Source organism: Psychromonas sp. MB-3u-54 (assembly GCF_002836415.1).
Taxonomy (GTDB): Bacteria; Pseudomonadota; Gammaproteobacteria; order Enterobacterales; family Psychromonadaceae; genus Psychromonas.
This window is the reverse complement of record NZ_PJBP01000110.1, coordinates 21,043-34,236: the sequence shown is the minus strand read 5'-3', so window position 1 is coordinate 34,236 and position 13,194 is coordinate 21,043. Positions and strand designations below refer to the sequence as shown.

Annotated in this window: 11 protein-coding genes and 3 riboswitches; of the genes, 7 read left to right on the top strand and 4 right to left on the bottom strand. The window is 40.2% G+C overall.

The window, feature by feature from the left end:
* Positions 1-864 precede the first annotated feature (864 nt).
* Positions 865-1,554, top strand: a complete 690-nt coding sequence (locus tag CXF72_RS05395) for a lysophospholipid acyltransferase family protein (RefSeq protein ID WP_101037468.1) — start codon at positions 865-867, stop codon at positions 1,552-1,554.
* Positions 1,555-2,369: 815 nt separating this feature from the next.
* Positions 2,370-4,430, top strand: a complete 2,061-nt coding sequence (gene glgX / locus CXF72_RS05385; protein ID WP_101037466.1) for a glycogen debranching protein GlgX — start codon at positions 2,370-2,372, stop codon at positions 4,428-4,430.
* A gap of 97 nt (positions 4,431-4,527) precedes the next feature.
* Here the strand turns inward: glgX and CXF72_RS05380 are convergent, their stop codons facing one another.
* The 4 genes from CXF72_RS05380 to CXF72_RS05365 form a co-directional block, all read right to left on the bottom strand.
* On the bottom strand, positions 4,528-5,256 hold the full coding sequence (locus CXF72_RS05380; RefSeq protein WP_101037464.1) for a DsbA family protein: 729 nt from the start codon (positions 5,254-5,256) through the stop codon (positions 4,528-4,530).
* 74 nt (positions 5,257-5,330) lie between these two features.
* Positions 5,331-5,858 (bottom strand): protein disulfide oxidoreductase, encoded by a 528-nt coding sequence (locus CXF72_RS05375; RefSeq protein WP_101037462.1) that lies wholly within the window; start codon positions 5,856-5,858, stop codon positions 5,331-5,333.
* Positions 5,858-7,966 (bottom strand): protein-disulfide reductase DsbD family protein, encoded by a 2,109-nt coding sequence (locus tag CXF72_RS05370; RefSeq protein WP_232784888.1) that lies wholly within the window; start codon positions 7,964-7,966, stop codon positions 5,858-5,860. Before CXF72_RS05370 ends, CXF72_RS05375 begins: the two co-directional genes overlap by 1 nt.
* A 181-nt stretch (positions 7,967-8,147) precedes the next feature.
* A complete protein-coding gene (locus CXF72_RS05365) occupies positions 8,148-8,537 on the bottom strand; it encodes a hypothetical protein (protein ID WP_232784887.1) in 390 nt (129 codons plus the stop codon).
* Between the two features lie 356 nt (positions 8,538-8,893).
* Here CXF72_RS05365 and CXF72_RS05360 point away from each other — a divergent pair, with 356 nt between their 5' ends.
* The 5 genes from CXF72_RS05360 to CXF72_RS05340 all read left to right on the top strand — a co-directional run bounded on the left by CXF72_RS05360 (position 8,894) and on the right by CXF72_RS05340 (position 13,179).
* On the top strand, positions 8,894-9,748 hold the full coding sequence (locus CXF72_RS05360) for a DNA-binding protein (protein ID WP_101037460.1): 855 nt from the start codon (positions 8,894-8,896) through the stop codon (positions 9,746-9,748).
* A 174-nt stretch (positions 9,749-9,922) separates the two neighbouring features.
* Positions 9,923-9,998, top strand: a riboswitch (cyclic di-GMP riboswitch).
* A gap of 406 nt (positions 9,999-10,404) precedes the next feature.
* A riboswitch (cyclic di-GMP riboswitch) is annotated at positions 10,405-10,480 on the top strand.
* A 377-nt stretch (positions 10,481-10,857) separates the two neighbouring features.
* Positions 10,858-10,933, top strand: a riboswitch (cyclic di-GMP riboswitch).
* 126 nt (positions 10,934-11,059) lie between these two features.
* Positions 11,060-11,776, top strand: a complete 717-nt coding sequence (locus CXF72_RS05355; RefSeq protein ID WP_101037458.1) for a fimbrial biogenesis chaperone — start codon at positions 11,060-11,062, stop codon at positions 11,774-11,776.
* A gap of 11 nt (positions 11,777-11,787) precedes the next feature.
* Complete coding sequence (locus tag CXF72_RS05350; RefSeq protein ID WP_101037456.1) at positions 11,788-12,213, top strand: hypothetical protein; 426 nt, start codon at positions 11,788-11,790, stop codon at positions 12,211-12,213.
* Between the two features lie 59 nt (positions 12,214-12,272).
* The gene (locus tag CXF72_RS05345; protein WP_101037453.1) at positions 12,273-12,746 is read left to right on the top strand and encodes a hypothetical protein; all 474 of its coding nucleotides are present in this window, start codon (positions 12,273-12,275) and stop codon (positions 12,744-12,746) included.
* A gap of 52 nt (positions 12,747-12,798) precedes the next feature.
* Positions 12,799-13,179: a hypothetical protein gene (locus tag CXF72_RS05340; RefSeq protein ID WP_101037450.1), complete on the top strand. Its 381-nt coding sequence runs from the start codon at positions 12,799-12,801 to the stop codon at positions 13,177-13,179.
* The last annotated feature ends 15 nt before the right edge of the window (positions 13,180-13,194 follow it).

Genomic DNA, 13,194 nt, shown 5'->3' with positions numbered 1-13,194 from the left:
CCGACTCAACTGGACGCATAACGGTTTTACAAACCAAAAACCACAACCTATGCGGTAGTTAATACCAAACGCATTAATAAAGTGATCCAATTTACTATTTAAAATTATCCCTGCGGTTTTGTGAGCGTAAATTTAATGGTGGTCTTATTTGAATGCCAACTAGCACCAACCATGACAATAAACGTATCGCTCGTAGGGTGTCTGCTCAGATACTAAGCTGTCGCTTACTCGCTTACTCGCTTACTCGCTGCACCGATTGCCGCTGTCCGTGGTGCATAGAATGCACCCTACCGATAACACCATACCAAATGCATTAATAAAGTAATCAGATTTACTATTCAAAATCATCCCGGCGGTTTTGTGAGCGTAAATTTTTCCTTTGAAGTAACTGATCATAAATTTAATGCTTTTGGTATAACCGGGCGTTATGAGCATCTAGGTGAGCGGTGTTAATGAGAATATTTCACGATAAAATTCGGGACAGCCTTGGATTTAAATTATTAATACTTTGATTTCATTGGTATTTTAAATAACCATACCTGATATTGCTGTTCCAAAAGAGACTCTGCAACTAAACTACCCGGAAAAATATTTTTGTTGCTGGCAGGATAATGTTCGGATTGTCATATCCATTTCCCCCTCCCCGGTTAAGATAACCAGCACAAAAATTCTGGATGCCCGCACTCTTTTATCATTCTCTTGAAAAACGCCGACAGTGCAATTGTCCGATCATTTATGGTGAAGCCAAACCTTTTATTAAAATAGCATTTAGATTAAAAATTTTGGCTGTCCCGCTTTCTATGACAATATACGCACCATTTTGGGTCTGTTCAGTCCCGATGACATTTATTTTTGGAGTGTTTTTTGAACCTGAAACAAATACAAATAGCCATTTATTCGTTATTCTTAACTAATAAATTTGGCTTCAAATTAAAGAAAGTGACAAGCAATGCTGATAAAAAGAAGCTCCGTTTGGAGTACGCGGTCAGATTGTTTTCTAAACTTAATATTGAAATAGTGGTTTCCGGCCTCGATAAGGTAAACCCTGACGGGCAGTATCTTCTGCTCTCCAATCATCGCAGTATTATCGATCCCTGTGTGATTGAAATGGCGTTAAAAGACACTAATGTTTTTGGTTTGTGGGTTGCAAAAAAAGAACTTTATAACTCTTTTTTCTTTGGTAAATTTGTGCGCAATGGAGGCTCTATTTTACTGGACAGGGGCTCTAATAAAATGAGTCAATTCTTTAAAGATATTAAAAAAAGTTTGAGCAATAATGCTTCTATTTTTATATTTCCCGAAGGCACGCGTAATGTGCAGGACACGGACCTTACTGAGTTTAAGAAAGGGACGCAGCTTATCGCGGTTAAAAACAAGTTGCAGATACTGCCCGTATACATAAAAACCAATTCAAATACGGCGTTAAAAACAGCGATAAAAAACCGTGAAAACAAATTACGCATAGAAGTCGAGTTTGGTGATGTGATCGATTATAAAGACAGATCTATGGATCTTGAGCAGGCATATAGAAAGATGTTTAATAAAAATAATTAATGAGCAAGCCTAATCAGTAGGAATCAAATGAAAGAACAGGGTTCAACAAACTGCTCTGTGTTTTTTAGAGACGATAGGTTTGTAATAAGTGTTTTTTTTGAAAATAAAGAAATACTGGAATCTGCTTCACTGCCTAAAGTTTAACTATTTGTGCAAAAAACGATTCTAAATAACATCATTAACCAGGAGTTAATATGTCAGTTAGTCAGAGTAATGAAAAACAAGAAGTCACTATTGTTGATATGAAAATACCCTAGTCATTTTTCTGGTCAAATTGGCTATTGCCTCAATTCCTGCGTTTATTATTCTATCAGTTATTTATATGATTTTAGGCGTTGTATTTGGGGGTGTTTTCCATGGTATAGGTATAGGTATAGGTATAGGTATGGGAATGGGAATGGGGCGCTATTAGCTTTATCCATGCTCTTCCGATCGCCAGTAAAGCAACCGACCATAGGGGCAGATTTTTAGCGAAACAGTTTAATGTCTGACCCGATCACAGAAGGTTTTTGTGGCCGGTTCATATCAATAAACACGATCAAGCTTAGAATGAAAATTATCCCTCTAAGACGTTTGCATCCTGCCAATTTACCTCATGCCCCCGTTTTTTATTCTGTTAAATGAACCTTGTAGGGAGAAAACCTAAAAATACTCAGCCAAAGGGAGCGGATAAATCTGAGCCGTTAATTAGTTATTTTGCTATAAATTGCAAAAGAACGGCTATTCTTATTAAATGGCCTAATTCTATGTAAGTCATACAAAAGTCGTTTTCCTAGATGTGCCTGTTTTATTTTTTACTGTGATCTGGAGTGAGTATGTTTTTAGCATCCAATGGTAAACCAGATAAGTTAGGCGTGACCTATAGCAGCAAAGGAGCCAATTTTTGTATTTATGCGCGACTCGCTGAAAGTGTCGAACTGCTTTTTTTTGAAGATAAAGATGCCGAGATAGCGTGCAATATATTTAAATTTTCAACTAATAATAATCGTACCGCTTATTATTGGCATATTTTTATTGAAGATGTAAAACCGGGGCAACTCTATGGCTTTCGTGTCAACGGACCTTATCGTCCCTATGACGGTACGGCTTTTTCCTCGAAGAAAGTGTTGTTAGATCCCTATGGACTATTGGTTGAACGGGGTGATCACTTTTCCCGCGAAGCGGCTATTGGCAGCGGTTCCAATATTGATAGCTGTTTAAAAAGTGTGGTGGTTGATATAGACGATTATGATTGGCAGGACGATCAGCATCCCCAGCACTCTTTTTATAACACGGTTATTTATGAGATGCATGTGGGCGGTTTTACGCGCCATCAAAGTGCAAATATAGCAAAAAACAAACGCGGCACTTATGCGGGTTTAATTGCAAAAATCCCCTATTTAAAAGAGCTGGGGATAACCGCCGTCGAACTGATGCCCGTTCATCAATTCGATCCGGGTGAAAATCATGCCGAATTGGCTAACTATTGGGGATATAGCCCGTTATCCTTTTTCGCAGTGCACCGCGAATACAGTTCTGACAGATCCAGGCTGGGCCCCATTAATGAATTTAGGGATATGGTAAAAGCCCTGCATGCGGCTGATATTGAAGTGATTTTAGATGTGGTTTATAACCATAGCGCAGAGGGTGGAGAAGGCGGTCCATTTTTCTCATTGCGTGGTTTTGATAATAATGATTATTACATTTTATCCAAAGACAGACTGCACTATATGAATTTTAGTGGTTGTGGTAATACTCTTAACGGCACACATTCCGTGGTTAGACGGATGATTATTGACAGTTTGCATTTTTGGGTAGAAAAAATGCATGTCGATGGATTTCGTTTTGATTTGGCCTCTATTTTATCCCGCGATGAACTGGGTGTGCCTATGCTAAGCCCGCCGACGTTATTCAGCATTGATACCGATCCGATTTTATCCTCAGTTAAGCTGATTGCAGAAGCATGGGATGCAGGGGGCTTATATCAAGTGGGTAGTCTGGCGGGGCAGCGTTGGCGAGAATGGAACGGTCATTTTAGAGATGATGTACGGCGCTTTGTGCGCGGCGATCCGGGTATGGTAAGCAAGTTTGCCAGCCGTTTGATTGGCAGTCCGGATATTTATGGTGAGCATCATTTCGAACCGGAAAAATCGGTAAACTTTATTACCTGCCATGATGGTTTTACCCTTAATGATCTGGTTAGTTACAATAATAAACATAATTTGCCTAATGGTGAAAATAATCGTGATGGATGCGATTATAATTTCAGCTGGAATCATGGTGTTGAGGGTGAAACGAATGATCCTAAAATCCTGCAGCTGCGTAATCAGCAAATAAAAAACATGTTGACCATAACCCTGCTGTCTTTAGGCACGCCGATGATTTTAATGGGTGATGAAATAGGCCATTCGCAAAAGGGCAATAATAACGGCTATTGCCAGGATAACCCGACGTTTTGGTTTGATTGGAGTCAGATTAAAAAGAACGGGGCACTTTTTGACTTTACTAACGGCTTAATTAAACAGCGTACCGCAATCTACCTCAATCCCAGTTATCGCTATTCTTTGCATGATATTATTCAAGACTCGGACATTCACTGGCATGGTGTGAAACTAAATCAACCTGACTGGCGTGAGTGTTCTCATTCTATTGCCATGGAAAGTACACATCCTCACTCTGGGGTTGTCTCTTATGTTATTTTTAATGCTTTTTGGGAAATGCTTAACTTTGAATTACCGCTATTAGCAAGTGGAAAATGGTTGCGGATCGTTGATACTTCGTTAACGGACGGTAACGATATTTATAGAGATGGAGGTGAAAAACATTGGTTTAATGGTGAATACCTTGTTGCCCCACGAACCGTGGTGATTTTGATTGGAGAAACACCCAGTGATTGATAAAAACCATCACACTACTGTCTTCATACTTAAGTTTGTTACAAAAAATCACCACACCCATAGTCTTTAATTTAAACTATGAGTGCTGATTTTTATCCTATTTTAATTGTGTTTGGATTAATTCATCGAGTTGCGCTTGAGGAATAAAACCCGGAATTATTTGATCGCCAATAATTAAACTTGGTGTGCCTCGCAAACCTAATTGGCCGAAGACGCTCTCATTTTTTACAACCAACTGCTGTTTCATCTTATTTACTGCTAACGCTGATTCAGTGCCGGTCATCTCCGCTATTGTCATCATCGATTGACGGTCATGTTTCGATGGTTTAGCCATCATTAAACGGTGTACTTCAGAAAAGGCAGGTCTGTTATTCTCCCAGACATTCAAAGCATACCATGCTGTATTAGTCTTCAAATCCGGGATCATACGTTGCTGAAATGTTAAGTAGACATTAACGACTCGAATTTCAGGATACTTTTCAATCATTTCAACCAGCCCTGATTCTAAGCGCTTGCAGTAGGCGCAGTTGTAATCGCTAAAGTTGATAATGGTTAGTTTAGGTTCCTTCGAGCCAAAATAAGGATGCATCGGATTATTATATAAATAGTCATGATGCTGTTTTAGTGTATTACTGATGCTTCCTTGACTCTCGACGTACTGGGTTAAATTTGTATATAATCCTTCAATAATTTCCGGATTTTGTTCCAATAAATCCGTGATTTCGGATAATTGTTTCTGTTGTGCAGCGCTGATGTTTTCTGCTGATACTAGCGATGAGAACAGCAGGCTTGCTGCAATGGATGTTGATAATAATAATGATTTCATAATGTCACCTTAATAGAAGTGTAAACGTAGTCGAATACTGCAATGGATATTGGAAATGATTTCATAAAGTTACCTTAATAGAAGTGTAAACGTAGCCACATACCTATTGGGGTTGTAAAGCCGGTTGTGATTGAAGATATTTCACCTTTTTTGATGATCACGATCGATGGCGTGGCAGCAACACCCCATACATTGCCAATGCTACCCGTTGGATCGTTAATAACCGGAAAGTCGTACTCTTTGTAAGCCATAAATTGCCTTAAGCGTTTATCATCACCGGACGTGAGAGCCACAGAAATGACCTGGTGACTCTTCGACAGCCAATTGACGCTTGGGCTTACAAAATTGCAAACAGGGCACCAAGTTGCCCAGAAGTAGAGTAAAACGGGTTTATCTTGACTCATCTTTTTAATATCTACCCGGTCGCCTTTCAGGGTACCTGTTGACAGTGAAGGTATCTTTGTCGAGGGCATCTCTTTGCTGCGCCAGGCATCAATTGCGATAGACACAACCATCAGAATAAGAGTGAATACCAGGATTTCTTTTATCCAGCGTCGTACTTTTGTTTTAGGTTTACCCTTTTTCATCCCCTGATCCGTCATTATTGTTTTCTCCCTGCATCTTCCAGTGCCTGAATAACCTGATCACTGCTTAATAAAACAGGTAAAGTCAAACCCTGCGGAGCATTCGGACCATAAACCACATTTAAAGGCACACCAAAGCGTTGATGACTTTTTAAATAAGTCGTTATCCTGTCGCTGGGCTGGGTCCAATCTCCTTTCATGGTTATCACGCTTTCCTGCTGCAGCTCAGAATAGACCGGATCTTGTAAAATAACGCCTATTTTATTGGCTTTGCAGGTGATACACCAATCAGCCGTTATATCAACAAAAACGGTATTACCCTGTTTTACATATTGATCAATGCTGTTTTTATTGAGAGGCAGCCAGGTCAGATCGTCCTTAATAAGTGTCGCCCAATGCTTTGTGGTCAGGCTTGCAGTAAAAAGCCCTGCACTGGTTATTAGTAAGCTCACGGCTAAAATCACAATGACTGTTTTTTTACCCTTATTTTTAGCTATGCGGTACAACAAATAAACGCAGAACAATAAACCTGTCACTAGGGTTGTCAAGCCACCGATAAAAGGGACTAGCAAGGTCAATAACCACAGCGTTGTCAGCAACATCATTAACCCAAAAAGGGCTTTTATTTTATTCATCCACAGCCCGGGTTTAGGCATGAATAATATGAGGTTTGGGAATAACGCAAAAACCAGCCAGGGCAACGCCATGCCCAGTCCTAAAAAGGTAAATACCATCCACATTTCAAAGACGCTGGCTCCTAAAGCAAAAGCCACCGCAGTGCCTAAAAAAGGAGCACTGCAGGGGGTTGCCAGTAGCGTTGCAAACATACCCTGTACAAAATGACCCAGGGTTGAATTTCCTCCTTTTTTGGCGATTGAGGTTGACAGTTGACCGGGTAATTTAACTTCAAATAAACCCAGTAAATTCGCGGTGAAGAGTGCGGTTATGCTCACCATAAAAGCAATAAACCAGGGGCTTTGGAACTGAATTCCCCAGCCCATCGCATGACCCGTGAGCTTTAAAATAAGTAACCCTGATGCGAGTAACCAGAATGAAGTTAATATTCCAAATGCAGAGGCTAAAAATTGCAGGCGAATAGTTTTTTTACTGAGATTCGACGAGGTCAGCATACTGTTAAGCTTCATGCCCAATACGGGTAAGACACAGGGCATAATATTGAGTATTAAGCCCCCGAGTAATGCAAAACCAATCACAGTAAGTAAATTGGTTGAACTGCTTTTGACTAAGGGTTTATCATCAATCACAGTGCTTAATTCATGCGCAAAAAGTGCATCAGAAACGGTGATAGAAACCGGCTTTCCGGAAAGATGGGTTTTGCCTAACCAATTGGTTACCTCATAGGTTGCCGTTACAATATTATTATTAATGTTGATGACGGGTTGAGAAAAATGGTCATCGCCGATCTGGTCACCATCGACCAGAATCTGTGGATCCTGCCACTCGTTTTTTTGCTGTAATTTTATTTGCAGGCGTTGCGAATCATAGTCAAAGGATGTCTTAATAACCTCGGTGGAATTACTGTGGGTCGGCACGTTTGCAAGCCCCTGTTGATATAAATGTTGCGCCGTTGGATCTGTTTTAAACTCAGTCAAGGTGATCGCCGGCAAATTCAATTCATATTCCGTGAGCACACAAATATTGGTACAGGTCGGCAGGGTTAATTTTCCTGAAAAAACCATGGGCTGATTAATATCATCAAAGGTTAACTGCATCGGGAAAATAACATGATGTTTGTAACCCAGGGTCATGATACCCAATTGCTCATAAAAAGTGGGGGTTGGCCACTGCCATTGTAAAGCCGTCAGGTTAGTTGACCGGCTCCAGTCAAGTATTGGCGAAATGCCGCCTTCACCCGGCGATCGCCAATAGGTTTTCCATTCACCTTTAAGGTTAACTTCGAGTAAGCCATTGATTTGGTGAGTGGTTTTATCAACCTCACCGGTCAGCATAAAACGCACTTGCACCGGCGGGTGTTCGGGATGGGTTAGCCAGCCTGTCGAAACAGGTTGTGCTGAGACTGAAAAAGCTGACAATAATAAAGATGACACTAATAGCATCATCAGTCGTAATCTAACTGTTGCTTTCATTAATTGAAATATAAACACAGTGTTACTCCGGAAATTTTTTATAAATAAATATAATTATTCAGGCGCATAATAAATGCGATATGTTATTTAAAATATTCAGATGTTTGCTAAGTTCACAGCGGAAAATACTGAAAACCATAGTATAAGAATCGAAAAAAGGCGCTGAATAGTGATAAAGAGAGAGGTAGTAACGGCGTTTTTATTCTTGAAAAGTGCAGAATACAACGTGTCGCCTGACCCCATAATAGCTAATGGGTTCAGTGAAAAGATGCGGGGTGCGTGAATGTTGGAGTATTACAGTGGCAATCACCAGCGCCAGAACAAACAGAGGAATAAAAAATTCCAGATTAAGCGCAAAAGTATTGATCAGATGCTCACTGCTGCTGCATTCTGACTCGCTATTATCCTGAGTGTCCGATGCCAGTTGTTCTGTTAACGCTAAGTGGGGTGTTAAAGGACATGACGAGGATTTTCCCAGATTTTGAGAAACGCACACAAAAAGTACAATAGCCACTAACAGTAATGACCATGATGCACGTGTTTCAGGCTTGTATTGTAAGCGCGGGAATCTCAAAAAAATATAACTCAATTTAAAAGTCTGAATATCACCATATCCTATTAGTAACGATAGAAAAGTCAAGATAGTTTTGGATTATCCCTCTGTATCTAGTTGAAATGCGCGTGATGATTTTTTATAACAAACTTTAAGGTTATTACCACAGAGCGCACCCTACGAACTACCACAGAGGCGCTACGCGCTACACAGAGTAAAGGCTAAAATAAGCTGGTTATTATTTTGTGTTCTCCTTTTTTGAAGCCGCGCCATTTAAGATCCCTTATGCCTGCCGGTATTCATGCAATAAGCCGTTTATGTAAACTTGTTGCAATCAAAAAGTGTGCTTATCCTTTTTATATTCGAGGACAATTATCTGATGTGAGAGAGTGATGACGGGTTTTAATCATGAAGTAGGCGAAAAACTACGCGAAATAGCGGCGTTGCTAAAAATCCAGCGTGCTAACCCCTTCCGCTACCAGGCTTATCTTCATGCGGCGAATACTCTGGATAACCTGAGCGAGGACTTAGACTCGCTGGTGCAGACTAAAGGCATAAAAGGACTTACGGATTTGCCTACCATTGGATCGGGGATTGCGCAGTGTATTTATGAATACGTCGCCACGGGTCGTATCAGTCGTCTGGAAAGTCTGCGGGGTGAATCTGACCCTATTGGACTATTCCAATCTATACCGACCGTCGGTCGGATATTGGCACAGCGCATTTATGACAACCTGCATATTGATACTCTGGAATCACTGGAAAATGCCACCCGCAATGGTCAGCTTGACAAGGTCGAAGGGCTGGGGGTTAAGCGTAAAGAGGCGATAGAGGCCTGGCTGTTAAAGCATTTTAGCGAACGCCGGCAACCATTAATACCGGCGTCAAACCTTATACCTGTTCCTTTGCTGTTAAAAGTGGATGCCGAATATCGCAGTAAAGCCGCTGCAGGAAAACTGCCTCTGATTACACCCAAACGCTTTAATCCTGACAATAAATCCTGGCTGCCGATATTACATACAACCCTTGAACACTGGCACTTTACCGCCCTGTTTTCGAACAGCGAACGTGCACATAAGCTCCATCATATTTTTGACTGGGTGATCATCTTTTTTTCTGACGACAGTCATCAGGAAGGGCAGCATACTGTGGTCACTGAAACCCATGGTTTACTGCTGGGGAAGCGAGTCGTCAGGGGCCGAGAAGCAGAATGCCAGGAATACTATGAAGCAAATCAAGAAATTTAAAATAAGCCGCTACGAGGAAAGGAGTAATCAAAGTGAATCTCATGGCGTGGGTGGCATGAAGGTATTTATCGTTATATATTTGATTGTTATTTAAGCGTATATGTTTATTTTATAATTATGCATGTAAATACTTGATTTAAGCTTTGAAAGCGTTACTATGCTCTCAAATTTTAAATGACTAATTCGCAAACCTGGGGAAACCCAGTGTCGCAAAGCTATAGGGCCTGTAAAATGGTAGCCAGTTGCCAAGAGTGTATAGACACTTTTGCTTTTGAGCTGATTTTTATAAATGGTCTTCCCTGGAAGGCCATTTTTTTTTGTTTTTTATGTACTGCTGTTTAGTTTAAATGCGCATACAAGCACTTGATTTAAATGTGAGGGTGATATCTAAAAAGAGCATCTCTTTTTAATCAAGAACAAGGTTGTCACTTTGTAATAGTTATAAAATTGGCTGGCAAACTTGAATAAAAACAAAAGTGCAAAGCCATCGGGACTGTTAATAAGAGTGAGTTACAGCAAATAAATAAACATTTTATTTATTTGAGACTGTTACATTTTTCTATGCAAGCACTTGATTTTAAAATGAAATGTGATAGCATTTAAATACAAAAACTTAATTTTAATAAGAAATAATATAATCGCTTTGTAATAGTTATGAAGTTGATTCGCAAACCTGGGGAAACCCTGGGGCGCAAAACTATAGGGCCTGTAAAATGGTAGCCAGTTGCCGAAAGTGTATGGACACTTTTGACTTTTGAGCTGATTTTTATGTATGGCCTTCCTCGGAAGGCCATTTTTTTTGTTTTTTTGTTCCGCTGTTTAAATGCGCATACAAGTACTTAATTTAAAAATGCAGGTGAGATATAAAAAGAACATCTTTTTTTATCAAGAACAAAGTTGTCGCTTTGTAATGGTTATAAATTTGATTGGCCAACTTAAATAAAGACAAAAGTGCAAAGCTGTCGAGACTGTAAACAGCAGCTAGAATATTGAGATAAGCACTTTATTTAAAAATAAAATATGATAATATCAAAATATAAAAGCATCAAAAAATAATAATTTAAATGTAAATAACATATAATATAATATAATCGCTTTGTAATAGTTATGAAGTTGATTCGCAAACCTGGGGAAACCCTGGGGCGCAAAACTATAGGGCCTGTAAAATGGTAGCCAGTTGCCGAAAGTGTATGGACACTTTTGACTTTTGAGCTGATTTTTATGTATGGCCTTCCTCGGAAGGCCATTTTTTTTGGTTTTTTTTGATGAAATGACAATGGAAAACTAATAAAAGGAAATGACATAGTTAATATGAAAAAATACGCTAAAGCCCTTCTCGCTATCTCATTAGCCGTTTGTTCCGCAAGCAGTTTCGCTGCATTCTCGGTCACGCGGACAAGTATGGGCGTTAACCTTGAGCAACCTGTTACGAAAGAGACCACTCTGATTAACTCAGGGAACAAACCGGTAAGGGTTAAGGTAGATTTTGCAAAACCGGCATGGGCTAAGGACAAGTACTATCTGGGAGATCAGTTAGTGGCCTATCCGAGAATAGTGGTGATTCCGCCGAAGGGTAAGATACAGGTAAAAGTTGCACCAAGAATAAAAAAAGATTTACAGGACGGAGAGTATGTCGCTCTTCTGGTGTTTAAAGAGCTGCCTCCTAGAGGTAAGACTGAGCAGGTGACCGTGCTGATGAATGTCGGCGTTCCCTACTACGGCAGGAAAGGCAAACTTGAAACCGGACTTGATTTTGACGCATTGCGGGTGGAGAAAGCAGATAAGGGTTATAACCTGCTGGGCACTGTTAAAAATAGCGGCAATTTTTCCTATCCGCTTAATATAAATATTACCTTTTATAAGAACAAAAAACTGATCAAAGAGCAAAGCTTTAAACAGGGATTCTACCGGGAGTATGTGCTCGAGCTGAAAAAGTCGACAGTCATGGATAAAGATGCCGATTACGTGCAGGTTGTTTTTGCAAATAAACAACTTAATTTTTCCGAGAAATTCGATTTTCAACTCTAGGATATCCTGAGATGAATAAGATACTGTTTATTCTTCTTCTTTTTCTTTCAAGGCCGTTATTTGCAGTAGAGGGGCAGTTATATATACAAGGTAAGGCGGTAAAAACGATTTCCTTGTCCCTTGGGACCAGCAGCATCGATTTTGGGGATGTTTACCAGGGGCGCTCGGTCGACAGTGTGCCGGTTGACTTTTATGTCAATGCAGAAAGCGGCTATGACTATACGGTGGAGATAAGCAATGACGACAGCAGCGGTGTCTTGCAGATGTCACGCAGTTCAAGCTCCGGATATACAGCAGACAGTTTAACTTACATAAAGACAGCCACGGGAGCAGACCAGCGACATGAATTTTATGTAGACCTGGCCACAGAAAATATCAGCAGTGATTTATCCGCGATAATTACTGTGATGGCTGTATACAACGATATCGCAGAATAATCTTTCAGCAATACCGCGGAAGGATTGTTAATTTTAAAGTAAAACATGGAGAGTTCAAAATGAAAAAATCATTCTTAACAACATCAAAAAAAGTATTACTAGCTACATCAATCCTAGCCATGTCAACAACGGCAATGGCTGCTGATGATATGTCAGAATCTGCAAAATCTGCTGATTTAGCTGTTACAGCTAATTATGTGAAGCTATTGACGGTTAGTTTAGATCTTTCCACAATTGATTTTGGAGATGTTTTCACCGATGCGAGTATTGCAGCAGTAGCAGTCAATGCTTCCGTAACAGGTGATTCGGGTGAAACATTTACCTACGCTATTACTACAACCGACAACAGTACTACTGGTGTAGTAGTACTAGGCGGTACTCTTACGGGTAGCACTACCGCTTTAACTGATGATGTAGCAGTCGTACTTCCTTTTACTATCGATCTTGATACTTCAGATATTGCTGGTGATGTAGCTGAAACCGTCACTATTGATATTAGTTATGATTCTATTGCTGGAACAACAACAGCTTAATGATTAGTGGTGCGGCCTAACAGCCGCACCGTTTTTTAAGGTGGCTGAGACAATGAAAAAAATTTTCTTAGTGTTACTTATATTCTATTCAGGGGCGCTTTTTTCTCTGGAGACCGTAAGAGTCAAAAATGCGGAACTGCCAGATCTCTATCTGTATAACGGCAGCAGGCTGGATGTTATGCCCTACGATGGAGTGATTGTCTATGTCAGTGGCACTGCAAATAAAAGAGTAAAGCTGGATATTAAAGCGACCGGAGCTATTTACCTGACCCAAGGGGCTAGAATCGAAAATCTTAGAGCTAAACATTCAATTATAAGGCTCGATAGATATGGCGAGGGACAGTTTGAAATCGGATTTTCTCTGCTGGGAGAAAATAAAGTCAGCGGTCAATACAAAAAACAGATAAAATATGAGATTGAATATCTCAACTAACAGCATATCCTACCC